General features: G+C 66.9%; 28 protein-coding genes and 2 tRNA genes. 23 read left to right on the forward strand and 7 right to left on the reverse strand.

The window, feature by feature from the left end; all coding sequences use genetic code 11:
- Positions 1-77: 77 nt before the first annotated feature.
- The 6 genes from LJF27_RS02290 to hisB all read right to left on the reverse strand — a co-directional run bounded on the left by LJF27_RS02290 (position 78) and on the right by hisB (position 4,058).
- Positions 78-824, reverse strand: coding sequence for a substrate-binding periplasmic protein (locus LJF27_RS02290; RefSeq protein ID WP_003106332.1), 747 nt, complete (start codon positions 822-824; stop codon positions 78-80).
- 171 nt (positions 825-995) lie between these two features.
- Positions 996-1,766 carry an imidazole glycerol phosphate synthase subunit HisF gene (gene hisF, locus LJF27_RS02295; RefSeq protein ID WP_003106334.1) on the reverse strand — a complete coding sequence of 257 codons (771 nt, stop codon included), beginning with the start codon at positions 1,764-1,766 and terminating at the stop codon, positions 996-998.
- Between the two features lie 10 nt (positions 1,767-1,776).
- Complete coding sequence (gene hisA / locus LJF27_RS02300; protein ID WP_003106336.1) at positions 1,777-2,514, reverse strand: 1-(5-phosphoribosyl)-5-[(5-phosphoribosylamino)methylideneamino]imidazole-4-carboxamide isomerase; 738 nt, start codon at positions 2,512-2,514, stop codon at positions 1,777-1,779.
- A gap of 48 nt (positions 2,515-2,562) precedes the next feature.
- Positions 2,563-2,823: a DUF2164 domain-containing protein gene (locus LJF27_RS02305; protein WP_003096084.1), complete on the reverse strand. Its 261-nt coding sequence runs from the start codon at positions 2,821-2,823 to the stop codon at positions 2,563-2,565.
- A 3-nt stretch (positions 2,824-2,826) separates the two neighbouring features.
- Positions 2,827-3,465 carry an imidazole glycerol phosphate synthase subunit HisH gene (gene hisH, locus LJF27_RS02310; protein WP_003096087.1) on the reverse strand — a complete coding sequence of 213 codons (639 nt, stop codon included), beginning with the start codon at positions 3,463-3,465 and terminating at the stop codon, positions 2,827-2,829.
- Positions 3,465-4,058: an imidazoleglycerol-phosphate dehydratase HisB gene (gene hisB, locus LJF27_RS02315; RefSeq protein ID WP_003096088.1), complete on the reverse strand. Its 594-nt coding sequence runs from the start codon at positions 4,056-4,058 to the stop codon at positions 3,465-3,467. Before hisB ends, hisH begins: the two co-directional genes overlap by 1 nt.
- 160 nt (positions 4,059-4,218) lie before the next feature.
- Between hisB and LJF27_RS02320 the strand changes: the two genes are divergently transcribed.
- The 8 genes from LJF27_RS02320 (at position 4,219) to LJF27_RS02355 (ending at position 11,018) form a co-directional block, all read left to right on the forward strand.
- Positions 4,219-4,617, forward strand: coding sequence for an acetyl-CoA sensor PanZ family protein (locus LJF27_RS02320; RefSeq protein WP_003112623.1), 399 nt, complete (start codon positions 4,219-4,221; stop codon positions 4,615-4,617).
- A gap of 36 nt (positions 4,618-4,653) precedes the next feature.
- The gene (locus LJF27_RS02325; RefSeq protein WP_003112622.1) at positions 4,654-4,890 is read left to right on the forward strand and encodes a hypothetical protein; all 237 of its coding nucleotides are present in this window, start codon (positions 4,654-4,656) and stop codon (positions 4,888-4,890) included.
- Complete coding sequence (locus LJF27_RS02330) at positions 4,887-5,993, forward strand: NAD(P)/FAD-dependent oxidoreductase (RefSeq protein ID WP_023116813.1); 1,107 nt, start codon at positions 4,887-4,889, stop codon at positions 5,991-5,993. Before LJF27_RS02325 ends, LJF27_RS02330 begins: the two co-directional genes overlap by 4 nt.
- A 93-nt stretch (positions 5,994-6,086) precedes the next feature.
- Entirely contained in the window at positions 6,087-8,339 is a 2,253-nt protein-coding gene (locus LJF27_RS02335; protein WP_003105535.1) for an AsmA family protein, read from the forward strand.
- Positions 8,336-9,403, forward strand: coding sequence for an A/G-specific adenine glycosylase (gene mutY / locus LJF27_RS02340; RefSeq protein WP_003096098.1), 1,068 nt, complete (start codon positions 8,336-8,338; stop codon positions 9,401-9,403). Before LJF27_RS02335 ends, mutY begins: the two co-directional genes overlap by 4 nt.
- 43 nt (positions 9,404-9,446) lie before the next feature.
- Complete coding sequence (locus tag LJF27_RS02345) at positions 9,447-9,719, forward strand: oxidative damage protection protein (protein ID WP_003096100.1); 273 nt, start codon at positions 9,447-9,449, stop codon at positions 9,717-9,719.
- Between the two features lie 27 nt (positions 9,720-9,746).
- Complete coding sequence (locus tag LJF27_RS02350) at positions 9,747-10,829, forward strand: oxidoreductase (RefSeq protein ID WP_003105538.1); 1,083 nt, start codon at positions 9,747-9,749, stop codon at positions 10,827-10,829.
- Positions 10,830-10,942: 113 nt separating this feature from the next.
- Positions 10,943-11,018, forward strand: a tRNA-Phe gene (locus tag LJF27_RS02355).
- 56 nt (positions 11,019-11,074) lie between these two features.
- Here the strand turns inward: LJF27_RS02355 and LJF27_RS02360 are convergent.
- A complete protein-coding gene (locus LJF27_RS02360) occupies positions 11,075-11,812 on the reverse strand; it encodes an SDR family NAD(P)-dependent oxidoreductase (RefSeq protein ID WP_003096148.1) in 738 nt (245 codons plus the stop codon).
- A 158-nt stretch (positions 11,813-11,970) separates the two neighbouring features.
- On the opposite strand from LJF27_RS02360, the gene LJF27_RS02365 reads away from it, so the two are divergent.
- From LJF27_RS02365 to rfbC, 15 genes are all read left to right on the forward strand, one after another.
- On the forward strand, positions 11,971-12,660 hold the full coding sequence (locus LJF27_RS02365) for a DUF502 domain-containing protein (RefSeq protein ID WP_003105540.1): 690 nt from the start codon (positions 11,971-11,973) through the stop codon (positions 12,658-12,660).
- Positions 12,661-12,908: 248 nt separating this feature from the next.
- A complete protein-coding gene (locus LJF27_RS02370) occupies positions 12,909-13,682 on the forward strand; it encodes an ABC transporter ATP-binding protein (RefSeq protein ID WP_003096153.1) in 774 nt (257 codons plus the stop codon).
- 14 nt (positions 13,683-13,696) lie between these two features.
- Positions 13,697-14,449, forward strand: a complete 753-nt coding sequence (locus LJF27_RS02375; protein ID WP_003096156.1) for an ABC transporter substrate-binding protein — start codon at positions 13,697-13,699, stop codon at positions 14,447-14,449.
- A gap of 61 nt (positions 14,450-14,510) precedes the next feature.
- Positions 14,511-15,206, forward strand: a complete 696-nt coding sequence (locus LJF27_RS02380) for an ABC transporter permease (RefSeq protein WP_016562461.1) — start codon at positions 14,511-14,513, stop codon at positions 15,204-15,206.
- Complete coding sequence (locus tag LJF27_RS02385; RefSeq protein WP_003096163.1) at positions 15,203-15,895, forward strand: ABC transporter permease; 693 nt, start codon at positions 15,203-15,205, stop codon at positions 15,893-15,895. The genes LJF27_RS02380 and LJF27_RS02385 overlap by 4 nt, the downstream gene beginning before the upstream one ends.
- Positions 15,896-15,963: 68 nt before the next feature.
- A complete protein-coding gene (locus LJF27_RS02390; protein WP_023116814.1) occupies positions 15,964-17,184 on the forward strand; it encodes a methyltransferase in 1,221 nt (406 codons plus the stop codon).
- A 403-nt stretch (positions 17,185-17,587) separates the two neighbouring features.
- A complete protein-coding gene (locus LJF27_RS02395) occupies positions 17,588-18,058 on the forward strand; it encodes a MarR family winged helix-turn-helix transcriptional regulator (protein ID WP_003110596.1) in 471 nt (156 codons plus the stop codon).
- Positions 18,059-18,061: 3 nt separating this feature from the next.
- Positions 18,062-19,540, forward strand: coding sequence for an efflux transporter outer membrane subunit (locus LJF27_RS02400; RefSeq protein WP_023116815.1), 1,479 nt, complete (start codon positions 18,062-18,064; stop codon positions 19,538-19,540).
- A gap of 14 nt (positions 19,541-19,554) precedes the next feature.
- Positions 19,555-20,739 (forward strand): efflux RND transporter periplasmic adaptor subunit, encoded by a 1,185-nt coding sequence (locus tag LJF27_RS02405; protein WP_003110594.1) that lies wholly within the window; start codon positions 19,555-19,557, stop codon positions 20,737-20,739.
- A gap of 10 nt (positions 20,740-20,749) precedes the next feature.
- On the forward strand, positions 20,750-22,279 hold the full coding sequence (locus LJF27_RS02410) for a DHA2 family efflux MFS transporter permease subunit (RefSeq protein ID WP_003096173.1): 1,530 nt from the start codon (positions 20,750-20,752) through the stop codon (positions 22,277-22,279).
- 73 nt (positions 22,280-22,352) lie between these two features.
- Positions 22,353-22,428: transfer RNA gene (locus tag LJF27_RS02415), tRNA-Thr, on the forward strand.
- A gap of 234 nt (positions 22,429-22,662) precedes the next feature.
- On the forward strand, positions 22,663-23,721 hold the full coding sequence (gene rfbB, locus LJF27_RS02420) for a dTDP-glucose 4,6-dehydratase (protein WP_003096179.1): 1,059 nt from the start codon (positions 22,663-22,665) through the stop codon (positions 23,719-23,721).
- Positions 23,718-24,626: a dTDP-4-dehydrorhamnose reductase gene (gene rfbD, locus LJF27_RS02425; protein WP_003121266.1), complete on the forward strand. Its 909-nt coding sequence runs from the start codon at positions 23,718-23,720 to the stop codon at positions 24,624-24,626. The genes rfbB and rfbD overlap by 4 nt, the downstream gene beginning before the upstream one ends.
- On the forward strand, positions 24,623-25,504 hold the full coding sequence (rfbA, locus tag LJF27_RS02430; protein ID WP_003161206.1) for a glucose-1-phosphate thymidylyltransferase RfbA: 882 nt from the start codon (positions 24,623-24,625) through the stop codon (positions 25,502-25,504). Before rfbD ends, rfbA begins: the two co-directional genes overlap by 4 nt.
- Positions 25,504-26,049, forward strand: coding sequence for a dTDP-4-dehydrorhamnose 3,5-epimerase (rfbC, locus tag LJF27_RS02435; RefSeq protein WP_003121267.1), 546 nt, complete (start codon positions 25,504-25,506; stop codon positions 26,047-26,049). The genes rfbA and rfbC overlap by 1 nt, the downstream gene beginning before the upstream one ends.
- Positions 26,050-26,057: the final 8 nt, after the last annotated feature.

A 26,057-nucleotide genomic window follows, 5' to 3' on the forward strand; every position in this document is an offset into this window, starting at 1 on the left:
TCAGGGGCCTGGAGCGAGGCAGAATAACCAGCGCCGCGCCGCCAGGCCAGCCTTTTGCCAGCATCGCCGGCGAGGCGTCAGTAGCGCTCGCGGATCTGCTTCAACAAGCCTTCGCTGCGCAGCGCGTCGACCGCCGTTTGCAACTTCTGCACCAGCTCGTCCGGGGTGTCCTTGTTCAGCGCCAGGAACAGCTCGGCGGTATGGAAACGCTGGACCACCTTCACCTCCTTGAGGCCCTCGCGCTGGGCGACGTAGCGCCCGCTCGGATCGGCGGTGACCCAGAGATCGATCTGCCCACTGGCCAGCTTGTCGACGTTCTCGTTGTCGCGCAGCGCCAGTTGCACCTGCAGGCCGCGGTCGACCAGGTGCTGACTGATGGCGTCGTTCTTGTAGCCGCCGATCCGGTAGCGCGCGGCGTCTTCCAGGCTGTTCAGGTGGATGCTGCTGTCGCCGCGAGCCATCAGTACCCAGTCGTTGACCGCCAGCGGGCCGACCCACTTGAACTTGTCCTCGCGCTCCGGCGTACGGGCGGTGGAAAACACGCCATAGCCGGGCTCGCTCAGCGCCTGCTGGTAGACCCGGTCCCAGGGGAAGCGCAGGATCAGCTGGCACTCGATCTGCGCGCGCTCGCAGGCGGCGCGCACGGTATCGGTGCTGATGCCGCTGATGCCATCGTCCTTGGCGTAGTTGCCGCCGTTCACCGCCATGTTGAACGGCACCAGGTTCTCGGTCAGCAGGACCAGGGTTTCGGCGCGCGCCAGGGCGCTAGCGCATAGCAGGGCCAGGCTGCCGACGCAGCCGAGAGCCAGACGGAAGATGGACATGGAGGACTCCCTGTCGGTCGCAATGTTTGTCGTTATGGCAGGGCATCGGCGCTCTAGCGGCACCTGATGCGGGGGGCGTGACTGTACCTGAAAGAAAGCCGCGCGAGTGTCGACTCGCGCTCAGGAATGGCTAGCCGATCACCGGCCCTGTGCGCTGCGGCGCAACGCGCCTCAGCGCACCACGATACCGCGGCTGGCCAGGTAGGCCTTGGCTTCCGGCACGGTGTACTCGCCGAAGTGGAAGATGCTCGCCGCGAGCACCGCGTCGGCCTTGCCCTCGAGGATGCCGGCGGCCAGGTGCTCCAGGTTGCCGACGCCGCCGGAAGCGATCACCGGCACGTTCACCGCCTCGCTGATGGCGCGGGTCACGCCCAGGTCGTAACCGCTCTTCACGCCGTCCTGGTCCATGCTGGTCAGGAGAATCTCGCCAGCGCCCAAGTCTTCCATCTTCTTCGCCCAGAGCACGGCATCCAGCCCGGTGGGCTTGCGCCCGCCATGGGTGAAGATTTCCCAGCGCGGCGCCTCGCCCGGGGCGGAAACCTTCTTCGCGTCGATGGCGACCACGATGCACTGCGAGCCGAAGCGGTCGGCGGCCTCACCGACGAACTCGGGGTTGAACACCGCGGCGGTGTTGATCGAGACCTTGTCCGCGCCGGCATTCAACAGGTTGCGGATGTCCTGCACGCTGCGTACGCCGCCGCCCACGGTCAGCGGAATGAACACCTGGCTAGCCATGCGCTCGACGGTATGCAGGGTGGTGTCGCGCCCGTCGACGCTGGCGGTGATATCGAGGAAGGTGATCTCGTCGGCACCCTGCTCGTCGTAACGGCGGGCGATCTCGACCGGGTCGCCGGCGTCGCGGATGTTCTCGAACTTGACGCCCTTGACCACTCGGCCGTTGTCCACGTCGAGGCAGGGGATGATGCGTTTTGCCAGTGCCATGCGGTTCGCCTCAGGCCTTGAAGTTGTCGCACAGCGCCTGGGCTTCGGCCACGTCCAGGGTGCCTTCGTAGATCGCCCGGCCGGTGATGGCGCCGATGATCCCCGGGGTGCGGGCGTCCAGCAGCTTCTGGATGTCGCCGAGATTGTGGATACCGCCGGAGGCGATCACCGGAATCCGCGTGGCATTGGCCAGCGCGGCGGTAGCCTCGACATTGCAGCCCTGCATCATGCCGTCCTTGGAAATATCCGTGTAGACGATGGCGGACACCCCGTCGGCCTCGAAGCGACGAGCCAGGTCGATCACCTGGACTTCGCTGACCTCGGCCCAGCCGTCGGTGGCGACGAAACCGTCCTTGGCATCCAGGCCGACGATGACCTTGCCCGGGAAGGCGCGGCAGGCCTCGCCGACGAACTCAGGCTGCTTGACCGCCTTGGTGCCGATGATGACGTAGCTGACGCCGGCGCGAACGTAATGCTCGATGGTTTCCAGCGAGCGGATGCCGCCGCCGATCTGGATCGGCAGGTCCGGGTAGCGACGGGCGATGGCGGTGACCACCTCGCCGTTGACCGGCTTGCCTTCGAAAGCGCCGTTCAGGTCCACCAGGTGCAGGCGGCGGCAACCGCCATCGACCCATTTGGCGGCCATCGCCACCGGATCGTCGGAGAAGACCGTGGCGTCTTCCATCAGGCCCTGGCGCAGACGCACGCAGGCGCCGTCTTTCAAGTCGATCGCGGGAATGATCAGCATCGGTGAACCCTGTTCAAGTCTGTATTCGGTGGACAGGCGCGCGGAAACTCAACTCTTTTCCAGCGCCCAGACATCGCTCTCGATGCTTTCGAACCGTTCCTTCAGGTACGACTGCACGTCGAGGATGGCCTTGTTGTAGAAGTACGGGGCGAACTCGCGGGCGAAGAAATCGAGCAGTTCCTCGGCTTCGAAGGAACCCAGCTCCAGTTCGAAGCGGTCCTCCATGAAGCGCTTGATCGCCAGTACCGCGTCCTGGGTCTGCGCGGCGTCCAGCTGGAGGATCGGCGTCTTGCTCTTCGCCCTGGCCATGGCCTACCAGCGCCCGTCCCAGGCCACGAAGTTCTGCAGCAGTTGCAGGCCGTGGGTATGGCTCTTTTCCGGGTGGAACTGCACGGCGAAACGCGAGCCTTCGGCCAGCGCGGCGGCGAAATCGACGCCGTAGTGCCCGTGCCCCACCACCTGGCGCGGGTTACCGGCCTCGATGTAATAGCTGTGCACGAAGTAGAAGCGCGCCTGGTCGGGAATCTCGTGCCACAACGGGTGCTCCACCGCCTGGCTCACCTGGTTCCAGCCCATGTGCGGCACCTTCAGGTGCTCGCCGGCTTCGTGCAGGTCCTTGCCGAAGAAGCGCACCTGGCCGGGGAACAGACCGATGCAGTCGACCCCGTCGTTCTCCTCGCTGCGCTCCAGCAATGCCTGCATGCCGACGCAGATGCCGAGGAACGGGCGGTCCTGGCTGACCTCGCGGACCAGGGCGTCGAAGCCCAGGCGGCGGATCTCGGCCATGCAGTCGCGGATCGCGCCAACCCCGGGGAACACCACCCGGTCGGCCTCGCGGATCACCGCCGCGTCGCTGCTAACCAGCACCCGGCCGGCACCGACGTGCTCAAGGGCCTTGGCCACCGAGTGCAGGTTGCCCATGCCGTAGTCGATCACGGCTACCGTCTGCATCACAGGCACCCTTTGGTCGACGGCATCTGCCCGGCCATCCGCTCGTCCAGCTCGATGGCCATGCGCAGCGCGCGGCCGAAGGCCTTGAACACGGTCTCGATCTGGTGGTGGGTGTTGTGCCCGCGCAGGTTGTCGATGTGCAGGGTCACCTGGGCGTGGTTGACGAAGCCCTGGAAGAATTCCATGAACAGGTCGACGTCGAAGCCGCCGACGCTGGCACGGGTAAAGGGAACGTGCATCTGCAGGCCGGGCCGCCCGGAGAAGTCGATGACCACCCGCGACAGCGCCTCGTCGAGGGGCACGTAGGCGTGGCCGTAGCGGCGGATGCCCTTCTTGTCGCCGATGGCCTTGGCGAAGGCCTGGCCGAGGGTGATGCCGATGTCCTCGACGGTGTGGTGATCGTCGATATGCAGGTCGCCCTTGCACTCGATGTCCAGGTCGATCAGGCCGTGGCGGGCGATCTGGTCCATCATGTGGTCAAGGAAGGGAACCCCGGTATCGAACCGGGCCTTGCCGGTCCCATCCAGGTCGATGGAGACCTTGATCTGGGTCTCCAGGGTGTCGCGCGCGACGGATGCCTTGCGTTCGGCCATCACCAGCTCCACAGCTAACACTGCACGTAATTATAAGAGGGCCAGCATTATAGGCAGGCCCGGGCTGGCGCTGCCAGCCGCGACCGTCGGCGCGAATCGCCCCACGGGCGGCGGGCCAGGCCTTACACTGCGCTCCTTTCATCCCGCCGCGGAGAGCCGCATGCCCGTGATCGTCGAAACCCTCGCCCAACCCAGCGCCCAGGATCGCCTGGACCTGGCGAAGATCTACGCCGATGCGCCGGACTGGCTGTTCGCCCCGCATGCCGACGGCGCGGCGCTGGTCGCGGCCGGGCTGGCCGCCGGCGAGCTGATCGCCGGGCGCTTCAACGACCGCCTGCTGGGTGCCGCCCTGCTGCGGCGCGGCGATGACGCCTGGCAGCTGTCGCACCTTTGCGTGCGCGGCATCACCCGCGGCCGCGGGGTCGGCCGACGCCTCCTCGACGAGGCCCGGCGCCTAGCTGCCGAAGCCGGCAAGCCGCTGCGCCTGGTCGCCCCGGACGGGCACCTGGAGGCCCGTGCCCTCGCGGCACGCCACGGGCTGCCGCTGGACAGCCTCTGATATGCTCGGTGGCGGTCCCCGCCACGGAGCTTCGCCATGTCCTTTTCCTCCGCCGAACGCGCCGCCCTGCTTGCCCTCAAGGGGGTCGGCCCGACCGTGCTGCAACGCCTGGAGCAGATGGGCCTTGACAGCTTCGTCCGGCTGCGCGACTGCGACGCCGCGAGTATCCTCGCCCAGGGCGCGGCCCTGACCGGCTCCAGTTGCTGGAAGAACAGCCCGCAGGCGCGGGCAGCGATCGTCGCCGTGCTGCAGCGCGCAGCCAGCGACGCATGAACGACGTCGACGTACTGGTAGTCGGCGCCGGCGCCCTCGGCCTGGCCTGCGCCGCGCGCCTGGCCGAAGCCGGCCACGGCGTACTGGTGGCGGAGCGCGAACGGCTGGTCGGTGGCCACACCTCCAGTCGCAATTCCGAAGTGATCCACGCCGGCCTCTACTACCCGCCCGGCTCGCTCAAGGCCGATCTCTGCCTGGAAGGCCGCGAACGCCTGTACGCCTGGTGCGCCCGCCACGGCGTCGGCCACCGGCGCATCGGCAAGCTGCTGGTGGCGGTGGAGGAAAACGAGCGCGAGAGGCTCCAGGCCCTGGCGGCCAACGCACGCGCCTGCGGGGTCGACGACCTGATGCCGCTGGACGGCGCCACGCTGCGCGCGCTGGAGCCCCAGGTCCGCGGGGTCGCCGCCCTGCTCTCGCCGAGCACGGGAATCATCGACAGCCACGCCTACCTGCAATCGCTGCAGGCCGTCGCCGAACGCCACGGCGCACAACTGGCGCTGGACACCCGGGTCGACCGCCTGGAGCGCCACGCCGGCGGCTGGCGCGCCGAAGGACAGAGCGTCGGCGAAGCGTTCCGGTTGCGCGCGGGCTGGGTGGTCAATGCCGGCGGCCTGTTCGCCCAGGCGCTGGCGCAACGCACCGAAGGCCTCGATCCGCGCCTGGTGCCGGCGCTGCACCTGTGCCAGGGGCGCTATTTCTCCTACAGCGGCCGCTCGCCGTTCCGCCACCTGGTCTACCCGATGCCCGAGGCGCGCACCGCCGGGCTCGGCATCCACGCCACCCTCGACCTCGGCGGCCAGTTGCGCTTCGGTCCCGACGTGAATTACGTGGACAACCTCGACTACCGCGTCGACGAATCCCTCCGCCCCGCCTTCGCCCAGGCCATCTCGCGCTACTTCCCCGGCATCGATCCTCGGCGCCTGGCCGCCGGCTACGCCGGCATCCGGCCCAAGCTCGGCGGGCCGGGGGAACCCGCCGCCGACTTCATCATCCAAACCCCTGCCGAACACGGCCTGCCCGGCCTGGTCAACCTGTTCGGCATCGAGTCGCCCGGCCTCACCGCCAGCCTGGCGCTCGCCGAACGGGTCGCCCGCGCACTCTGAGACGAGGTTTCGCCGCGCGCAGGGTCGGCCTGGCAAAACGGCGTTGTTATACTCGCCCGCACATTCACCGCTGCCAGCACAAAGGATTCGTCCATGAAAGCATTCGGCAAGGTCCTGGGGCTGTTCTTCCTGGGACTCTTACTGCTCGTCGTGGCCCTGGGCTTCGCCCTGACCCACCTGTTCGATCCCAATGACTACAAGGACGAAATCCGCCAGATCGCCCGCGACAAGGCCAACCTGGAGCTGGACCTGAAGGGCGACATCGGCTGGAGCCTGTTCCCCTGGCTGGGCCTGGAGCTGCACGACACCAGCATCGCCAGCGCCGCCACGCCGACCAAGCCGTTCGCCGACCTGCAGATGCTCGGCCTGTCGGTGCGGGTCCTGCCGCTGCTGCGCAAGGACGTACAGATGAGCGCGATCCGCGTCGAAGGCCTGAGCCTGGACCTGGTCCGCGACAAGCAGGGCAAGGGCAACTGGGAAAACATCGGCAAGCCGGCCCAGCCCCAGGCCCCGGCCGCTCCTTCCGCCACCCCGCCGGCAGCGGACGGCAAGGGCGCCCAGGCGCAGGCACCGGAGCAGGCGCCGCAGAACGACAGCCCGCGCACCCCGATCAAGCTCGACATCGACAGCCTCAATGTCAACAACGCCCGCGTCACCTACACCGACGAAGCCAGCGGCAAGCAGTACAACGTCGAGGGCATCGAGCTGAGCACCGGCGCCATTCGCGAAGGCAGCAGCATTCCGCTGAAGCTCAACGCCTACCTCGGCACCAACCAGCCGGTGGTACGGGTCAAGACCGAGCTGACCGGCAACCTGCGCTTCGACACCGCGCTCAGGCGCTACCAACTGGAAGACGCCAGGCTCTCCGGCGAAGCCTCGGGCGAGCCGCTGCAAGGCAAGACCGCCACCTTCTCCGCCCAGGGCCAGTTGCTGCTCGACCAGTCGGCGCAGATCGCCGAGTGGAACGGCCTGAAGCTGAGCGTCAACCAGTTGCGCGCCCTCGGCGAACTGAAGGCCCGCGAGCTGGACAAGGACACCAAGTTCAGCGGCGGCCTGTCGATCGCGCCGATGAACCTGCGCGAGTTCCTCGCCGGCATCGGTGTGACCCTGCCGGCCATGGCCGATGCCAACACCCTCGGCAAGTTCGAGCTGAACACCCGCCTGGCCGGCAGCCGCAACAGCCTGAATCTCGAAGACCTCAAGCTGGGTCTGGACGACACTGCCTTCAGCGGCCGCTTCGGCATCGCCGATTTCGCCAGGCAATCGCTGCGCGCCCAGCTCAAGGGCGACAAGCTCGACCTCGACCGCTACCTGCCGGCCAAGGCCAAGCAAGCCCAGGATGCCGCCAGCGCCACGCGCAAGGCGGAAGTCGACGCCACCGTGGCCAGTGCCGCCCAGGGCAACACGCCGCTACCGGAAAAACCGACCAGGCAGGCCTGGAGCGACGCGCCGCTGCTGCCCATCGCGACCCTGCGCAAGCTCGACCTGGACGTGGCGCTGAACTTCGGCCGGCTGACCGTCGAGAAGCTGCCGATCGACGACGCCAGCCTGAAGCTGCGCGGCCAGGGCGGCGTGATCAGCCTCGACGACATGCGCGGCGGGCTGTACAACGGCCGCTTCAACGCCAAGGCCAACCTCGATGTACGCCAGGACAGCGCCGTGCTGACCGCCACCAAGCACATCGCCAACGTGCCGGTGGAGCGCCTGCTCGAAGCCCAGGGCAAGAAACCGCCGGTGAAGGGGCTGCTCGATCTCGATGCCGACATCCGCACCAGCGGCAACAGCGAGAAATCCTGGATCGACCATCTCAACGGCAACGCACGCTTCAGCCTGATCAACGGCGTGCTGCCCGACGCCAACCTGGAGCAACAGCTCTGCCAGGGCATCGCTACCCTCAACCGCAAGGCCCTTGCCGGTACTCACGGCGGCAAGGACACGCCTTTCCGCGAGCTCAAGGGCAGCCTGAACTTCACCAACGGCGTGGCCAGCAACCCTGACCTGAAAGTGGCCATTCCCGGCCTGGCGGTCAGCGGCCACGGCGATATCGACCTGCGCGTGCTGGGCATGGACTATCGCATCGGCGTGGAGATCCAGGGCGACAAGAGCGACATGCCGGACCCGGCCTGCCAGGTCAACCAGCGCTACGCCGGCATCGAATGGCCGCTGCTCTGCCGCGGCCCGCTGGAACTCGGCGCCAAGGCCTGCCGCCTGGACAAGGAAGGCATGGGCAAGGTCGCCGCGAAACTGGCCGGCAATCGCCTCAACGAAAAACTCGAAGAGAAGCTCGGCGACAAGGTCAGTCCGGAGCTGAAAGACGCACTCAAAGGGCTGTTCAACCGCAAATGACACCTGAAGGCTTCAACGGCGCGGTCCTCGACTGGTACGACCGTCACGGTCGCAAGGATCTGCCCTGGCAGCAGGGCATCACCCCCTACCGGGTGTGGGTCTCGGAAATCATGCTGCAGCAGACCCAGGTCAGCACCGTGCTCGGTTACTTCGACCGTTTCATGGCAGCGTTGCCCGACGTCGAGGCACTGGCCGCGGCGGCCGAGGACGAAGTCCTGCACCTGTGGACCGGGCTCGGCTACTACAGCCGTGCGCGCAACCTGCACAAGACCGCGCAGATCGTGGTCGAGCGGCATGCGGGGGAGTTCCCCCGCGACGTCGAGCAACTCGCCGAACTGCCCGGCATCGGCCGCTCCACCGCTGGAGCCATCGCCAGCCTGTCGATGGGCCTGCGCGCACCGATCCTCGACGGCAACGTCAAGCGCGTACTGGCGCGCTACCTGGCGCAGGACGGCTATCCCGGCGAACCGAAGGTGGCCAGGGCGCTGTGGGAAGCCGCCGAACGCTTCACCCCGCACGCACGGGTCAACCACTACACCCAGGCGATGATGGACCTCGGCGCCACCCTCTGCACGCGCAGCAAGCCCAGTTGCCTGCTTTGCCCGCTGGTCTCCGGCTGCCGCGCGCACCTGCTCGGCCGCGAAGCCGATTATCCGCAGCCCAAGCCGCGCAAGGCGTTGCCGCAGAAGCGCACGCTGATGCCGATCCTGGCCAACCGCGACGGCGCCATACTGCTCTACCGGCGGCCTTCCAGCGGACTCTGGGGCGGGCTCTGGAGCCTCCCCGAACTGGACGACCTCGACGGCCTCGAACCGCTCGCCGCGCGCCATTCCCTGGCCCTCGGCGAGCGCCGCGAACTGAGCGGCCTGACCCATACCTTCAGTCATTTCCAGCTCGCCATCGAGCCCTGGCTGGTGGCGGTGGAAGGCGCTCCGCGCGCCGTGGCCGAGGGCGACTGGCTCTGGTATAACCTCGCCACCCCGCCGCGCCTGGGCCTCGCCGCTCCGGTGAAGAAGCTGCTCAAGCGCGCAGAACAGGAACTCGGACGCGGCACGACCGCGTGAATGCCGGGCCCGCGGGCCCGGCGGCAACTGCAGGAGAACGACCATGAGCCGCACCGTGATGTGCCGCAAGTACCACGAAGAGCTGCCCGGCCTCGACCGCCCGCCGTATCCTGGCGCGAAGGGCGAGGACATCTACAACAACGTGTCGCGCAAGGCCTGGGACGAGTGGCAGAAGCACCAGACCATGCTGATCAACGAGCGTCGCCTGAACATGATGAACGCCGAGGACCGCAAGTTCCTCCAGCAGGAGATGGACAAGTTCCTCTCCGGCGAGGACTACGCCAAGGCCGACGGCTACGTGCCGCCATCCGCCTGACCCCCACCCCGCCCGACGGAGGCCGCCATGACCCCATCCCTCTCTGGCCTGCCTCCGATCCGCACCGCGCTGATCGGCTACGGCTTCGCCGGCAAGACCTTCCACGCCCCGCTGATCCGCGCGGTACCGGCGTTGTGCCTGGAGCACGTGGTCTCCCGCGACCCTGGGCGGGTGCACGCCGACCTGCCCGAAGCCCGGGTCAGCGCCGATCCGGATGAGGCCATCGAGGCCGCCGACATCGACCTGGTGGTCATCGCCTCGCCCAATGCCACCCACGCCAGCCTCGCCGAACGGGCCTTGCGCGCCGGCAAGCACGTGGTGGTGGACAAGCCGTTCACCGTCACCCTGGCCGAAGCCCGGCGCCTCGCCGACCTCGCCCGTGAACGGCCTGGGCAGGTCCTCTCGGTGTTCCAGAACCGGCGCTTCGACAGCGACTTCCTCGCCGTGGAGGCCGCCCTGCAGGCCGGCAGCATCGGCCCGGTGCGCTACTTCGAGTCGGCCATCGAGCGCTTCCGTCCGCAGGTCCGCGACCGCTGGCGCGAACACGACCTGCCCGGCTCCGGGCTGTGGTTCGACCTCGGCCCGCACCTGCTCGACCAGGCACTGTGCCTGTTCGGCATACCGCAGCGTGTGCACGGACACCTGCGCCGGCTGCGCGAGGGTGCGCAGACCGACGACTGGTTCGAGGTCCTGCTCGATTATCCGCACTGCCAGGTAGCGCTGCGCGCCAGCATGCTCGCCGCCAATCCGGCGCCACGCTTCAATGTGCACGGCGACCACGGCAGCCTGCTCAAGGCCGGCGCCGACATCCAGGAAGCGCAACTGCTCCAGGGACTGCACCCCGGTTCCGCCGGCTGGGGCCGCGATCCCGACCTGCTGCAGCACATCGATGGCCAGGGCCTGCGCCAGTCGCTGGTCACCCCGGCAGGCGACCAGAGCCGCTACTACCAGGCGCTGGCCGCCGCCATCCGCGGCCAGTCGCGCAACCCGGTGTCGGCGCAACAGGCCTGCGCGCTGATGGCCCTGCTGGAGTTGGCACGACGCTCCGCCGAGGAAGGCCGGAGCCTGCCGGTGGAGCTGCGCGACGAGGAACGCCAGGCCTGGAACTGAGGCCCGGCAGTCCGGCGGAAACCGCGAGGGGATCGTAAGGCGTTAAAAAACAAAAAAAATTTCTTCGCCGGTGTTGACACTGCCGCGCTAAACCCGTTTAATTGCGCCCCGTTGCCCAGGTAGCTCAGTTGGTAGAGCAGGGGATTGAAAATCCCCGTGTCGGCGGTTCGATTCCGTCCCTGGGCACCATGAATACGACGAAAAGGCTCACCTCCGGGTGGGCCTTTTTGCTTTCCGCCGTTCGCCTAGACGTGCTGCCCGCCGTTGACGTGGATTTCCGCGCCATTCACGTAGGATGCGCCGCTGGTGCAGAGGAAGTAGATCAGCGAAGCGATCTCCTCCGGCCGGCCGAGGCGGTGCAGCGGGATGCTGCGCTCGACGATCTCCTCGGTGCCCGGCGACAGGATCGAGGTGTCGATCTCCCCCGGCGCGATGGCGTTCACCCGCACCCCATGCGGGCCGAAGTCGTGGGCCATCTCGCGGGTCAGCGCGGACAACGCCGCCTTGGAAGTGGCGTAGGCCACCCCGGCGAACGGATGCACCTTCGAGCCGGCGATGGAGGTCACGTTGATCACCGTTCCCTGCGCCGCCTTCAGCTCGGCGAACAGTCCGCGCGCCAGCAGCGCGGTGGAGAACAGGTTGACGTTGAACACCCGCAGCCAGGTGGCGTAGTCGGTTTCCAGCACACCGAGGCGCTCGCCGCCTTCGCCCTTGGGCGAGATGCCGGCATTGTCCACCAGCGCGTGGAGCCGGCCGTCGCCAAGCTTCTCGCGGATCAGTTCCAGGCTGGCCTCGACGCCGGGAATGTCCTCCAGGTCCAGATGGATGTGGTTTTCCTCGCCGTCCGCCCAGGGACATTCGCTGGCCCAGCTCTGCCGCGACGCGGTGAACACCCGCCAACCCGCGGCATTGAAGTACTTCACCGTGGCATGCCCGATACCGCGGCTCGCCCCGGTCAGCAACAGGGTCTTTCTCTCCGCCATACGCCCTCCGTGAAGGCCTGCTGGAATGAACGCGACTCGCACAGCCTACAAGGAATGACGAATCGCCGCGGCGGATCTTTCGCCCATCCCGGCGAACGGCCGAGCGTGAGCCAGGCAGTGCCGATAGACTAGGCGGACCTTGTCCGGACCCCCGATCGATGCTGAAGAAAAGCTTCAACTCCCTGCTCACCACCTGGCTCGCCGGCCTGCTGGTGATGCTGCCGCTGGTACTCACCCTAGCCTTGCTGGCCTGGGTGGTCAGCTTGCTGAACCGCTTCGTCGGTCCATCCAGCCTGATCGGTCGCGGCTTCGCCGCCATCGGCCAGCCGCTCGCCGGCGATTCGCCACTGGCCTACCTGCTCGGTACCGCGCTATTGCTGGTAGCCATCTACCTGCTTGGCCTCGGCGTACAGCTAGGCCTGAAGCGGCCGCTGGCCAACCTGTTCGACCTGACCCTGCGGCGCACCCCGCTGATCGGCAACCTGTACAACCTGGCCGACCGTTTCGTCGGCCTGCTGGACAAGAAGCAGGACGCCGACATCGCCGCGATGAGTCCGGTGTGGTGTTTCTTCGGCGGCGACGGCGCCGCCGTGCTGGCGCTGATGCCCAACCCCGAAGCGGTGGAACTGGACGGCCGCGCGCACTACGCGATCCTGGTGCCGACCGCGCCGATCCCGGTGGGCGGCGGCCTGCTCTACGTTCCGGTGGAATGGGTGAAACCGGCACAGATCGGCATGGACACCTTCACCAGCATCTATGTGTCGATGGGCATCACCCCACCGCCGCCGCTGGCCGCCGCCAAGGTGCTGGCGGAGCCGCGCGCGGAGCAGCCGCCGGCGGCTCCATAGGCGGTCCCGCATGCCCGGGAACGGGGCGCGCACCGACCTCCAGGCTCTGCTTCAGGTCAGGGTTCGCCAGGAGTTTTCTTCGAAAGCCGACAGTTTTGTTCCTACGCGACAGCGCACTGCAGCGATGCGACAAGATGCCGCCAACCCCGCTCCAGAGGCACGCCGCCTGCTTGGCTCCGGTTGAAGCGCTGTGCTAGCTTGCCTTCGCCAGGAAGGCCCTTCCAATCCGAATAACAAGAGGAAAATCCATGGCCGAGGCCACCCCCGCACTGGAAATCCGTAACCTGCACAAGCGCTACGGCGACCTCGAAGTGCTCAAGGGCATCTCCCTCACCGCCCGCGACGGCGACGTGATCTCCATCCTCGGATCGTCCGGCTCGGGCAAATCCACCTTCCTGCGCTGCATCAACCTGCTGGAGAACCCGCACCAGGGCCAGATCCTGGTCTCCGGCGAAGAGCTGCGCCTGAAGAAGAGCAAGAACGGCGACCTGGTCGCCGCCGACAGCCAGCAGATCAACCGGCTGCGCAGCGAACTCGGTTTCGTCTTCCAGAATTTCAACCTGTGGCCGCACATGAGCATCCTCGACAACGTGATCGAGGCGCCACGTCGCGTACTGGGCAAGAGCAAGGCCGAAGCGATCGAGATCGCCGAGGGCCTGCTGGCCAAGGTCGGCATCGCCGACAAGCGCCACAGCTATCCCGCGCAACTTTCCGGCGGCCAGCAGCAACGCGCGGCCATCGCCCGGACCCTGGCCATGCAACCCAAGGTGATCCTGTTCGACGAGCCCACCTCGGCGCTCGACCCGGAAATGGTACAGGAAGTGCTTAACGTGATCCGTGCGCTCGCCGAAGAGGGCCGGACCATGCTGCTGGTCACCCACGAAATGAGCTTCGCCCGCCAGGTTTCCAGCGAGGTGGTATTCCTCCACCAGGGCCTGGTAGAAGAGCAGGGAACGCCGCAACAGGTTTTCGAAAACCCCCAGTCGGCGCGCTGCAAACAGTTCATGTCCAGCCACCGCTAACGGAGCAACACCGCATGAAGAACTATAAGAAGATCCTGCTGGCCGCCGCTGCAACCCTGGCCTTCGCCCTCGACGCCAGCGCCGCCGACAAGCTGCGCATCGGCACCGAAGGCGCCTACCCGCCCTTCAACGGCATCGATGCCAGCGGCCAGGCGGTCGGCTTCGACCTCGACATCGGCAAGGCGCTGTGCGCCAAGATGAAGACCGAGTGCGAGGTGGTGACCTCCGACTGGGACGGCATCATCCCGGCGTTGAACGCCAAGAAGTTCGACTTCATCGTCGCGTCCATGTCGATCACCGACGAGCGCAAGCAGGCAGTCGACTTCACCGATCCCTACTACACCAACAAGCTGCAGTTCGTCGCGCCGAAGAGCGTCGACTTCAAGACCGACAAGGACTCCCTGAAGGGCAAGGTGATCGGCGCCCAGCGCGCCACCATCGCCGGCACCTGGCTGGAAGACAACATGGCCGACGTGGTCACCATCAAGCTCTACGACACCCAGGAGAACGCCTACCTCGACCTCTCCTCGGGGCGCCTGGACGGCGTGCTGGCCGACAAGTTCGTGCAGTACGACTGGCTGAAGAGCGACGCCGGCAAGGAGTTCGAGTTCAAGGGCGAACCGGTGTTCGACAACGACAAGATCGGTATCGCCGTGCGCAAGGGCGACCCGCTGCGCGAGAAGCTCAACGCCGCGCTGAAGGAAATCGTCGCCGACGGTACCTACAAGAAGATCAACGACAAGTACTTCCCCTTCAGCATCTATTGATGCCAAGCCAGGCCACCGCCGGGCGCGTCCCGGCGGTGGCCGCCTTCAGGCCTGACTTCTCATGATTCTCGACCTGCATGGGTTCGGCGAGCAACTGCTCGCCGGGACCTGGATGACCCTCAAGCTATCGCTGGCGGCGGTCTGCGTGGGGCTGTTGCTCGGCCTCCTCGGCGCCATCGCGAAGACTTCGAAGTACGCGGCCCTGCGTTTCCTCGGCGGCACCTACACCACCATCGTCCGTGGCGTGCCGGAAACGCTCTGGGTACTGATGATCTATTTCGGCACGGTGAGCGGCCTGAACGCCCTCGGCGACCTTTTCGGCAAGCCGGACCTGGCGCTCTCGCCGTTCGCCGCCGGCACCCTGGCCCTCGGCCTGTGCTTCGGCGCCTACGCCACCGAGGTGTTCCGCGGCGCGCTGTTGTCCATTCCGCGCGGCCATCGCGAGGCCGGCCAGGCGCTCGGCCTGTCGCCCGGACGGATCTTCTGGCGCATCGTCCTGCCGCAGATCTGGCGGGTCGCCCTGCCCGGCCTCGGCAACCTGTACCTGATCCTGCTGAAGGACACCGCGCTGGTGTCGCTGATCACCCTCGACGAGATCATGCGCAAGGCGCAGGTCGCCTCCAACGCGACCAAGGAACCCTTCACCTTCTACATGACCGCGGCCGCCATCTACCTGAGCCTCACGGTCATCATCATGGTCGCCCTGCACTTCCTCGAACGTCGCGCCGGCCGTGGTTTCGTGAGGAACGAGCTATGAGCGAGTGGGAGCTGATCCTCAAGTGGATGCCGAAGATGCTCCAGGGCGCGGCGCTGACCCTGGAGCTGCTGGCGATCGCGGTGGTCGCCGGGCTCGCCCTGGCCCTGCCGCTGGGCATCGCCCGCGCCTCGCGGCACTGGTACGTGCGCGCGGTGCCGTACGCCTACATCTTCTTCTTCCGCGGCACGCCGCTGCTGCTGCAACTGTTCATCGTCTACTACGGCCTGGCGCAGTTCGAGGAAGTGCGCAAGAGCGCCTTCTGGCCCTACCTGCGCGATCCGTACTGGTGCGCGCTGCTGACCATGACCCTGCACACCGCCGCCTATATCGCCGAGATCCTCCGCGGCGCGATCCACTCGGTGCCGGTCGGCGAGGTGGAGGCCGCCCGCGCCCTCGGCATGTCGCGGCGCCAGGCGCTCTGGCACATCATCCTGCCGCGCGCGGTGCGCATCGGCCTGCCGGCCTACAGCAACGAAGTGATCCTGATGCTCAAGGCCAGCGCGGTGGTCTACACCGTGACCCTGTTCGACATCATGGGCATGGCCCGGACCATCATCGCCCGCACCTACGAATCGATGCTGTTCTTCTGCCTGGCCGGCGCGCTGTACCTGGTGATCACCATCGTGCTGACGCGGATCTTCCGCCTGATCGAACGCTGGTTGCGGGTCGACGCCACCCAGGGCCGCTGAGCGGGCGCTTTCCGATGCCTGCGGGGCGGCTATAATCGCCGCCCCGTTTTCCCGCTGCCGCTCGCATCGTGTCCGAAACCTTCCCGTTCCTCACTGGCGACGCCCTGTCGCAGCGCTTCCTCGCGCTGGACGCGTTCCTCCTCGAACACCAGCGGCTCTGGCGACCCCGCCCGTTCAGCGAACCGACCCTGGCGTGGGAAGCCGAACACTCCGAGCTGGCGTCCTGGCTGCGCGGGCGCAGCCTCGAACAGGCCGACGCGGAGCACAACCAGCCCACCCGCCTGGCCGCGCCCGCGCCTTATCCGCAGCTCGCCGCCCAGGCCGCAGCGCTGGGCGCGGTCGGCGAACTGCCATTGGCGGAACGCCCGCAGGCACCGAACCGCTTCAATGTCGACGTACCGGGACGCAAGTGGCAGCAGATCGGCCTGTTCGCCGGGCGCCTGCAGTTCGCCCGGCCGGTCGTCCACTGGCTCGACTGGTGCTCCGGCAAGGGCCATCTGGGCCGCCTGCTGGCCCATGCGGGGCAACCGCTGACCTGCCTCGAACACGATCCCGCGCTGGTCGCCGACGGACAGCGCCTGAGCGACCGCCTGGGGCTCTCCGCCCACCACCTCCGCCAGGATGTGCTGGCCGTGGACTGCGCCGAGCGCCTGCTTCCCGGGCATACGCCAGTGGCCCTGCACGCTTGCGGCGAACTGCACCTGCGCCTGCTGCGCCTGGCCAGCCAGGCCGGCTGTCGCCAACTGGCGGTGGCGCCATGCTGCTACAACCGCATTCCGGGGCCTTTCTACCAGCCGCTCTCGCAAGCGGCAGGCCGATCGCTGCTCGCGCTATCGCTTGACGACCTGCGCCTACCCCTGAGCGAGACAGTCACCGCCAGCCAACGGGTCCGTCGCCAGCGCGACCAGTCGATGGCCCGGCGCCTGGGTTTCGACCTGCTGCAGCGCGAGCTACGCGGAATCGACCAGTACCTGAGCGTGCCTTCCCTTCCGGTGGCCTGGCTGGAACGTCCATACGCCGACTACTGTCGCGAACTCGCCGTCCTCAAGGGACTTCCCGAACCGGCCGCGCGCGACTGGCAGGCGCTGGAAGCGGCCGGCTGGAAGCGCCTGGCGATGGTTCGCAACCTGGAACTGGTGCGCGCCCTGTTCCGCCGCCCGCTGGAACTCTGGCTGCTGCTGGACCGCTGCCTGTATCTGGTCGAACAGGGCTATAGCGTCCGCCTGGGCGAGTTCTGTCCGACCTCCCTGTCTCCGCGAAACCTGCTGATCCTTGCGGAGCGCAGCTGATACGGGTGTGCCGGATGGTTGCCCACACAACCTGTGGATAAGTCTGGTGACAAGTTCTGGGAAACATCTGCCGAGGGGCCCGTATCCAGGGGCGGTCAATGCTGTTCAAAAAATGAACAGAAAAAATAAAATCCATATAAAACAATATCTTGATAACAACCGAGATAACCGCAGCGATTCTTAGAGCGTTTCCTTCCTATCCCTTGCCCACTTGTGCATAAGCCTGGCTTTCCGGTTAATCCGAAAGTGGACTTCAGCACCGGCAATAGTTGCAGAACGGCATCGCATGACGTTCGAAGGAACGGATTGTTCTTTTATTGCAACGGTTGAGCTCTTGTTAATCGCTGCCTAGGCAGTATTATTTTGAAACACTTTCCCTGCCTAGACAGCGATCCCCTCCACCATGGGTCACTACAGCGCCTCCGACTTTCCCTTCAAGGGCTCCATTGGCCAGCTCATCGGCGTCAGTGCCGCGACCAAGGACCGCATCCTCGAGAAGCACCTCGCCGCGCTGGACATCACCGCCGCCCAGTTCAAGGTGCTGATCTTCGTCGGTCTCAACCGCGCCAACAGTCCGGTCGAACTGTGTCGCGAGCTGTCGGTGGACAGCGGCTCGATGACGCGCATGCTGGCGCGCCTGGAGAAAAAAGGGCTGCTGCTGCGCGGCCGCTGTCCCGAAGACCGCCGTTGCCTGCGCCTGGATCTCAGCGAAGCGGGACGGAAGGTCCAGGAGCAGCTTCCGCTGATCGCCTCGGCGGCGATGAACGAGCTGGTCGCCTGCCTGAGCACGGAAGAATTGCAGACGCTGACCCATCTGCTGACCAAGGTTCTGCTACACGCCGGCTGCCCTAGGGCCAGCCTGCAGGAGTCCTGATCCATGCCGTTCCCTCTTCTCCATCCCTGGCCGCAGCGATTGGCGCTGGCCTCGGCGATACTGCTGGCCGCCGGCTGCGTCACTTCCGAAGGCCTGGAACCGAACGCCCAACTGCAACCGGCAGGCGCCCTCCAGGCGGGCAGGAGCCTGGACGGCGTAGCCCTTTCGCCAGCGGCCTGGCCGCGCCAGGACTGGTGGACCGGGCTCGGCGACCGGCAGCTCGACCAACTGATCGGCGAAGCCCTGCAAGGCACCCCCGACCTGCAGATCGCCGAGGCGCGTGCGCGCCAGGCGGCGGCAACGGCCCAGGCGCAAGATGCCGCGCGCCAGCCGACGCTGGACGCCAAGGCCAGCTACTCCGGCATCCGCGCGCCGACCAGCGTGGCCCCGGCACCGCTCGGCGGCCGCTATTCGGCGATCAAGTACCTGTCGCTCGGCTTCAACTACGACTTCGACCTCTGGGGCGGCGAGCGCGCCGCCTGGGAAGCCGCCCTCGGCCAGGCCAATGCCGCCCGGATCGACAGCCAGGCCGCGCGCATCGGCCTCTCGGCGAGCATCGCCCGCGCCTACAGCGACCTCGCCCACGCCTTTACCGTGCGCGATCTCGCCGAGGAAGAACTGAAGCGCTCGCAGCGCATGACCGAGCTGAGCCAGAAGCGCATGAGCGCCGGACTCGACAGCAAGGTCCAGCTGCAACAGACGCAGACCCAGCTGGCCACCGCCCGCCAGCAGCTCAGCGCCGCCGAGCAGGACATCGCCAGCGCCCGCATCGCCCTCGCCGTGCTGCTGGGCAAGGGGCCCGATCGCGGTCTCGAACTGCAGCGCCCGCAACCGCTGAACCCGGCCAGCCTGAGCTTGCCCTCGGTGCTCCCGGCGGAGCTGCTCGGCCGCCGCGCCGACATCGTTGCCGCGCGCTGGCGGGTCGAGGCGGCGCGCCGCAACATCGACTCGGCGAAGACCGAGTTCTATCCCAACCTCAATCTCGGCGCGATGGCCGGCCTCGCCGCCCTGCACACCAGCGACGTGTTGCAGGCGCCGAGCCGCTTCTTCCAGGTGGCGCCGGCGATCTCCCTGCCGATCTTCGACGGTGGCCGCCGCCGCGCCAACCTGGCCGAACGCGACGCCGACTACGACCTGGCCGTCGGCCAGTACAACAAGACGCTGGTCCAGGCCCTCGGCGAGGTCAGCGACGACCTCGGCAAGTTGCGCTCGCTGGCGCAGCAGGTGGTCGACCAGCGCCAGGCCCGCGATATCGCCAGGTCCAACTTCGACCTGGCCATGCGTCGCTACGGCGAAGGCGTCGGCAGCTACCTCGACGCCCTCAGCGTGCAACAGCAACTGCTGGTCGCCGAACGCCAGTTGGCCAGCCTGGAGAGCCAGCAGATCGATCTTTCCGTCCAGTTGGTCCAGGCCCTGGGCGGCGGTTTCCAACCCGATTCCCGCTCCGCTGCGCTCGCTACCGCGAAAGCGCCGGCAGAATGAACGAGGCACCCACCATGACTACCGCCAACAGCGAAACTCCCGCCGGCAACCCGAAGCGCAAGCGCTGGTTGCTGATCCTGCTCGCCGTGATCGTCCTCGCCACCCTGGCCAGCGTGGCCTGGGAGTTCTTCTACGGCCGCTGGCACGAGGACACCGACGACGCCTACATCAACGGCAACGTGGTACAGATCACCCCGCAGATCGTCGGCACCGTGGTCAGCATCGGCGCCGACGACGGCGACCTGGTGCGCAAGGGCCAGGAACTGGTCAGGTTCGATCCCAGCGACGCCGACATCGCCCTCCAGCGCGCCGAGGCCAACCTGGCCCACACCGTGCGCCAGGTACGCGGGCTGTTCAGCAACGTCGACGGCTATCGCGCCGAGGTCGCCACCCGCAAGGTCGCGCTGGCCAAGGCCGAGGCCGACTACAAGCGGCGCAAGAACCTCGCCGACGACGGCGCCATTTCCCAGGAGGAACTGGCCCACGCCCGCGACGCGCTGGACAGCGCGAAAGCCTCGCTGACCAGCTCGGAACAGCAGTTGAACACCAATCGAGCGCTGGTCGACGACACCCAGATCACCTCCCATCCGGACGTCAAGGCCGCCGCCGCGCAACTGCGCCAGGCCTACCTGGACGACGCCCGTTCGACCATCGTCGCGCCGGTCACCGGCTACGTCGCCAAGCGCAGCGTACAGGTCGGCCAGCGCGTGCAACCGGGCAATGCGCTGATGGCCGTGGTCCCGCTGGACCAGATCTGGATCGACGCCAACTTCAAGGAAACCCAGCTCAAGCACATGCGTATCGGCCAGCCGGTGGAGATCCGCTCCGACCTCTACGGCAGCGACGTGCGCTACAGCGGCACCGTCGACAGCCTCGGCGTGGGCACCGGCAGCGCGTTCTCCCTGCTGCCGGCGCAGAACGCCACCGGCAACTGGATCAAGATCGTCCAGCGGGTGCCGGTGCGCATCCATATCGATCCGCAAGAATTGCAGAAGCATCCGCTGCGCATCGGCCTGTCGATGGACGTCAAGGTCGATCTGCATGACCAGAGCGGCCCGGCCCTGGCCCAGCAGCCACCGCGCGAAGCGTTGTTCTCCACCGATGTCTACCAGCAGCAACTGGCCTCGGCCGACAAGCTGATCGAACGCCTGATCGAAGCCAACCTCGCCGAAGACCACGGCAAGACCGCCCAGCGTTGAGCCCGCCAGCATGAGCGAAAGCAGCAGCTTCTCCCCGCCCAGCCTGGTGATGGCGACCATCGGCCTGTCCCTGGCGACTTTCATGCAGGTGCTCGACACCACCATCGCCAACGTCGCCCTGCCGACCATCTCCGGTAACCTCGGGGTGAGTTCGGAACAGGGCACCTGGGTGATCACCTCGTTCGCCGTGAGCAACGCCATCGCCCTGCCGCTGACCGGCTGGCTGGCCCGGCGGGTCGGCGAGGTGCGCCTGTTCATCGCCGCCGCGCTGCTGTTCGTACTCGCCTCGTTCCTCTGCGGCATCGCCCAGTCGATGCCTTCTCTGGTCGGCTTCCGCGCCTTGCAGGGCTTCGTCGCCGGGCCGCTGTATCCGATCACCCAGACCCTGCTGATCTCCATCTACCCACCGGCGAAGCGCGGCATGGCACTGGCCCTGCTGGCGATGGTCACGGTGGTAGCGCCGATCGCCGGGCCGATCCTCGGCGGCTGGATCACCGACGACTACAGCTGGCCGTGGATCTTCTTCATCAACGTGCCGGTCGGCCTGTTCGCCGCTTTCGTCGTCTACCAGCAACTGAAGGCACGCCCGGTGGTGATCAAGAAGGCGCCGATGGACTACGTCGGCCTGATCGCCCTGGTGATCGGCGTCGGCGCCCTGCAGATCGTCCTCGACAAGGGCAACGACCTGGACTGGTTCGAGTCGAACTTCATCGTCGGCGGCGCGCTGATCGCGGCGATCGCCCTGGCCTTCTTCATCATCTGGGAATTCACCGACCGCCATCCGATCGTCAACCTGCGCCTGTTCGCCCACCGCAACTTCGCCGCCGGCACCCTGGCGCTGGTGCTGGGCTATGCCGCGTTCTTCGGCATCAACCTGCTGCTCCCGCAATGGCTACAGACCCAGATGGGCTACACCGCCACCTGGGCCGGGCTGGCCGCCGCGCCAATCGGCATCCTCCCGGTGTTCCTCTCGCCGCTGGTCGGCCGCTACGCCAACCATTTCGACCTGCGCATGCTCGCCGGCCTGTCGTTCCTGGCGATGGCCATCACCTGCTTCATGCGCGCCAACTTCACCACCGAGGTCGACTACCAGCACATCGCCATCGTGCAGTTGATCATGGGGCTCGGCGTGGCGTTCTTCTTCATGCCGATCCTGAGCATCCTGCTCTCCGACCTGCCCCCCGACCAGATCGCCGACGGCTCCGGCCTGGCCACCTTCCTGCGCACCCTCGGCGGCAGCTTCGCCGCCTCGCTGACCACCTGGATCTGGAACCGCCGCGCCACGCAACACCACGCCTACCTCAGCGAAAACATCAGCCTCTACGACCCGGCCACCCACGAAACCCTCGCCCAGCTCGGCGGCAACACCCAGGCGAACGCGGCGCTGCTCGACCGGATGGTGCAGAGCCAGGCCTACATGATGTCCACCATCGACTACTTCACCATGCTCGGCTGGCTGTTCCTCGCCCTGCTGGTGATCATCTGGCTGGCCCGCCCGCCGTTCGGCGCCAAGCCCGGCGCGGCCGCCTCCGGGCACTGAGGACGAACGGCATTCGGGCAGGAAAATCAGTGGTTTACTCCTGGCGGCGGCTGGCTATAATGTCGCCCTCTTCGCCGGTATAGCTCAGCTGGTAGAGCAACTGACTTGTAATCAGTAGGTCCCGGGTTCGACTCCTGGTGCCGGCACCATGAATCCCGAAAAGCCCCGCCTCGCGCGGGGCTTTTTGTTTTATCCTGCTTCCTTTCTACCCAGTGATGGCACTTCGAATAGAATGCCGGGTCAGATGCACCTACCAGATCTGGGGTTGGCAGGATCGCCATTTTTCCCGTACTAATCGTCGTCTTCACGATCGATTGGTACACCTTGGCGGGACGTGTCGAAGCAGCCCTACGGACAACCACTGCTTGAACAAGGTATGACTCATGACGATTCTCGTGACCGGCAGCGCCGGCTTCATCGGCGCCAATTTCGTGCTCGACTGGCTGGCCCTGCATGACGAGCCGGTGGTCAGCCTCGACAAGCTCACCTACGCCGGCAACCGGCAGAACCTCGCCAGCCTCGACGGCGACGCCCGGCACACCTTCGTCGCCGGCGATATCGGCGATAGCCAGCTGGTAGCCCGCCTGCTCGCCGAGCACCAGCCGCGGGCGATCCTCAACTTCGCCGCGGAATCCCATGTGGACCGCTCGATCCACGGCCCCGAGGACTTCATCCAGACCAACATCGTCGGCACCTTCCGCCTGCTGGAAGAAGTGCGCGCCTACTGGGGCGCGCTGGAGCCGGAAGCGAAGGCGGCATTCCGCTTCCTCCACGTCTCCACCGACGAAGTCTATGGCTCGCTGGCACCGAGCGATCCGGCCTTCACCGAGAACAACCGCTACGAGCCGAACAGTCCCTACTCGGCGTCCAAGGCGGCCTCCGACCACCTAGTGCGGGCCTATCACCACACCTATGGGCTGCCGGTGCTGACCACCAACTGCTCGAACAACTACGGCCCGTACCACTTCCCGGAAAAGCTCATCCCACTGGTGATCCACAACGCCCTGGCCGGCAAGCCGCTGCCGATCTACGGCGACGGCCAGCAGATCCGCGACTGGCTCTACGTCAAGGACCATTGCAGCGCCATCCGCCGGGTCCTCGAAGCCGGGCAACTGGGCGAGACCTACAATGTCGGCGGCTGGAACGAAAAGGCCAACCTCGACGTGGTCGAGACCCTCTGCGCCATCCTCGACCAGGAGCAGCCGCGCGCCGACGGCCGCAGCTATCGCGAGCAGATCACCTTCGTCAAGGATCGTCCGGGCCATGATCGCCGCTACGCCATCGATGCCACGCGCCTGGAGCGCGAGCTGGGCTGGAAGCCGGCGGAAACCTTCGAGACCGGCATCCGCAAGACCGTGCGCTGGTACCTGGACAACCAGGACTGGGTGGCCAACGTAACCAGCGGTGCCTACCGCGAGTGGGTGGGTAAGCAGTACGCATGAACCGGATCCTTCTCCTCGGCGCCAACGGCCAGGTCGGCTGGGAGCTGCAGCGCGCCCTGGCGCCGCTGGGCGAACTGCTGGTCTGTGACCGTCGGCGCGCCGATCTCGCCGACCCCGAAGGCCTGGCGCGACTGGTTCGCGCCGAGCGGCCGCAGTTCATCGTCAACGCCGGTGCCTACACCGCGGTGGACAAGGCCGAGAGCGATGCCGACAACGCCCGCCTGATCAATGCCCGCGCCGTCGCGGTACTGGCCGAGGAGGCCGCGGGCTGCGGCGCCTGGCTGGTGCATTACTCCACCGACTACGTGTTCGACGGCGCGGGCAGCGTGCCTTTCGCCGAGGACGCGCCGACCGGCCCGCTGAGCGTCTACGGGCAGACCAAGCTGGAAGGCGAGCAGGCCATCCGCGCCAGCGGCTGCCGCCACCTGATCTTCCGCACCAGCTGGGTCTACGCCGCGCGCGGCGGAAACTTCGCCAAGACCATGCTGCGCCTGGCCGGGCAACGCGACGAACTCAAGGTCGTGGCCGACCAGTTCGGCGCGCCCACCAGCGCCGAGCTGATCGCCGACGTCACCGCCCAGGCCCTGCAGCGCCTGCGCTGGGATGTCGAGCTGGCAGCACGGGCCAGCGGCACCTACCACCTGGTCGCCAGCGGCGAGACGTCCTGGCACCTCTATGCGCGCTTCGTCATCGAACAGGCGCTGGAGCGGGGCTGGGAGTTGCAGGCGACGCCGCAGCGGGTCCTGCCGATCGCCACCGAGGACTACCCGGTGCCGGCGAAGCGTCCGGCCAATTCGCGCCTCGACAACCGCAAGCTGCAACAGGTCTTCGGCCTGGTACTGCCAGACTGGCGCTACCATGCCGGACGCATGATCCAGGAACTGAGCGAGCAGGGACCACTATGAAACGCAAGGGCATCATCCTCGCCGGAGGCTCGGGCACCCGCCTGCACCCGGCAACGCTGGCCATCTCCAAGCAGTTGCTGCCGGTGTACGACAAGCCGATGATCTACTACCCGCTCAGTACCCTGATGCTGGCGGGCATCCGCGAGATACTGATCATCTCGACCCCACAGGACACCCCACGCTTCCAGCAGTTGCTGGGCGACGGTTCGAACTGGGGCCTGGACCTGCAATATGCCGTGCAACCGTCGCCGGACGGCCTGGCCCAGGCCTTCCTGATCGGCGAGTCGTTCATCGGCAACGACCTCAGCGCGCTGGTCCTGGGCGACAACCTCTATTACGGCCACGACTTCCACGAGTTGCTCGGCAGCGCTTCGCAGCGCCAGACCGGCGCCAGTGTCTTCGCCTACCACGTGCTGGACCCGGAGCGCTACGGCGTGGTCGAGTTCGACCAGGGCGGCAAGGCCATCAGCCTGGAAGAGAAGCCACTGGAGCCAAAGTCGAACTACGCGGTCACCGGCCTGTATTTCTACGACCAGCAGGTGGTGGACATCGCCAGGAACCTGAAGCCTTCGCCGCGCGGCGAGCTGGAGATCACCGACGTCAACCGCGCCTATCTGGAGCGCGGCCAGCTCAGCGTGGAGATCATGGGCCGCGGCTACGCCTGGCTGGATACCGGCACCCACGATTCGCTGCTCGAGGCCGGCCAGTTCATCGCCACCCTGGAGAACCGCCAGGGTCTCAAGGTGGCCTGCCCGGAAGAGATCGCCTACCGGCAGAAGTGGATCGACGCCGCGCAACTGGAAAAACTCGCCGCGCCGCTGGCCAAGAACGGCTACGGCCAATACCTCAAGCGCCTGCTGACCGAGACCGTGTACTGATGAAAGCGACCCGCCTGGCAATTCCCGACGTCATCCTCTTCGAACCCCGGGTGTTCGGCGACGATCGCGGATTCTTCTTCGAAAGCTACAACCAGCGCGCCTTCGAGGAGGCCTGCGGTCATCCGGTCAGCTTCGTCCAGGACAACCATTCGCGTTCCGCCCGTGGCGTCCTCCGCGGCCTGCACTACCAGATCCGGCAAGCCCAGGGAAAACTGGTGCGCGCCACTCTCGGCGAGGTATTCGACGTGGCCGTCGACCTGCGTCGCGGCTCGCCGACCTTCGGCCAGTGGGTAGGCGAACGCCTGAGCGCGGAGAACAAGCGCCAGATGTGGATTCCGGCCGGCTTCGCGCACGGCTTCGTGGTGCTCAGCGAATACGCCGAGTTCCTCTACAAGACCACCGACTTCTGGGCGCCGGAACACGAACGCTGCATCCTCTGGAACGATCCCGAGCTGAAGATCGACTGGCCGCTGCAGGATGCCCCCCTGCTTTCGGAGAAGGACCGCCAGGGCAAGGCATTCGCCGACGCCGACTGCTTCCCCTGAACGGCAGG

The organism is Pseudomonas sp. 203-8 (assembly GCF_020708595.1).
Classification (GTDB): Bacteria; Pseudomonadota; Gammaproteobacteria; order Pseudomonadales; family Pseudomonadaceae; genus Pseudomonas; species Pseudomonas aeruginosa.

Excerpts from the sequence above, each read along its gene's own strand:
- LJF27_RS02290 (WP_003106332.1), bottom strand. The coding sequence starts at position 824 with ATGTCCATCTTCCGTCTGGCTCTCGGCTGCGTCGGCAGCCTGGCCCTG.
- hisF (WP_003106334.1), bottom strand. The coding sequence starts at position 1,766 with ATGGCACTGGCAAAACGCATCATCCCCTGCCTCGACGTGGACAACGGC.
- hisA (WP_003106336.1), bottom strand. The coding sequence starts at position 2,514 with ATGCTGATCATTCCCGCGATCGACTTGAAAGACGGCGCCTGCGTGCGT.
- LJF27_RS02305 (WP_003096084.1), bottom strand. The coding sequence starts at position 2,823 with ATGGCCAGGGCGAAGAGCAAGACGCCGATCCTCCAGCTGGACGCCGCG.
- hisH (WP_003096087.1), bottom strand. The coding sequence starts at position 3,465 with ATGCAGACGGTAGCCGTGATCGACTACGGCATGGGCAACCTGCACTCG.
- hisB (WP_003096088.1), bottom strand. The coding sequence starts at position 4,058 with ATGGCCGAACGCAAGGCATCCGTCGCGCGCGACACCCTGGAGACCCAG.
- LJF27_RS02320 (WP_003112623.1), top strand. The coding sequence starts at position 4,219 with ATGCCCGTGATCGTCGAAACCCTCGCCCAACCCAGCGCCCAGGATCGC.
- LJF27_RS02325 (WP_003112622.1), top strand. The coding sequence starts at position 4,654 with ATGTCCTTTTCCTCCGCCGAACGCGCCGCCCTGCTTGCCCTCAAGGGG.
- LJF27_RS02330 (WP_023116813.1), top strand. The coding sequence starts at position 4,887 with ATGAACGACGTCGACGTACTGGTAGTCGGCGCCGGCGCCCTCGGCCTG.
- LJF27_RS02335 (WP_003105535.1), top strand. The coding sequence starts at position 6,087 with ATGAAAGCATTCGGCAAGGTCCTGGGGCTGTTCTTCCTGGGACTCTTA.
- mutY (WP_003096098.1), top strand. The coding sequence starts at position 8,336 with ATGACACCTGAAGGCTTCAACGGCGCGGTCCTCGACTGGTACGACCGT.
- LJF27_RS02345 (WP_003096100.1), top strand. The coding sequence starts at position 9,447 with ATGAGCCGCACCGTGATGTGCCGCAAGTACCACGAAGAGCTGCCCGGC.
- LJF27_RS02350 (WP_003105538.1), top strand. The coding sequence starts at position 9,747 with ATGACCCCATCCCTCTCTGGCCTGCCTCCGATCCGCACCGCGCTGATC.
- LJF27_RS02360 (WP_003096148.1), bottom strand. The coding sequence starts at position 11,812 with ATGGCGGAGAGAAAGACCCTGTTGCTGACCGGGGCGAGCCGCGGTATC.
- LJF27_RS02365 (WP_003105540.1), top strand. The coding sequence starts at position 11,971 with ATGCTGAAGAAAAGCTTCAACTCCCTGCTCACCACCTGGCTCGCCGGC.
- LJF27_RS02370 (WP_003096153.1), top strand. The coding sequence starts at position 12,909 with ATGGCCGAGGCCACCCCCGCACTGGAAATCCGTAACCTGCACAAGCGC.
- LJF27_RS02375 (WP_003096156.1), top strand. The coding sequence starts at position 13,697 with ATGAAGAACTATAAGAAGATCCTGCTGGCCGCCGCTGCAACCCTGGCC.
- LJF27_RS02380 (WP_016562461.1), top strand. The coding sequence starts at position 14,511 with ATGATTCTCGACCTGCATGGGTTCGGCGAGCAACTGCTCGCCGGGACC.
- LJF27_RS02385 (WP_003096163.1), top strand. The coding sequence starts at position 15,203 with ATGAGCGAGTGGGAGCTGATCCTCAAGTGGATGCCGAAGATGCTCCAG.
- LJF27_RS02395 (WP_003110596.1), top strand. The coding sequence starts at position 17,588 with ATGGGTCACTACAGCGCCTCCGACTTTCCCTTCAAGGGCTCCATTGGC.
- LJF27_RS02400 (WP_023116815.1), top strand. The coding sequence starts at position 18,062 with ATGCCGTTCCCTCTTCTCCATCCCTGGCCGCAGCGATTGGCGCTGGCC.
- LJF27_RS02405 (WP_003110594.1), top strand. The coding sequence starts at position 19,555 with ATGACTACCGCCAACAGCGAAACTCCCGCCGGCAACCCGAAGCGCAAG.
- LJF27_RS02410 (WP_003096173.1), top strand. The coding sequence starts at position 20,750 with ATGAGCGAAAGCAGCAGCTTCTCCCCGCCCAGCCTGGTGATGGCGACC.
- rfbB (WP_003096179.1), top strand. The coding sequence starts at position 22,663 with ATGACGATTCTCGTGACCGGCAGCGCCGGCTTCATCGGCGCCAATTTC.
- rfbD (WP_003121266.1), top strand. The coding sequence starts at position 23,718 with ATGAACCGGATCCTTCTCCTCGGCGCCAACGGCCAGGTCGGCTGGGAG.
- rfbA (WP_003161206.1), top strand. The coding sequence starts at position 24,623 with ATGAAACGCAAGGGCATCATCCTCGCCGGAGGCTCGGGCACCCGCCTG.
- rfbC (WP_003121267.1), top strand. The coding sequence starts at position 25,504 with ATGAAAGCGACCCGCCTGGCAATTCCCGACGTCATCCTCTTCGAACCC.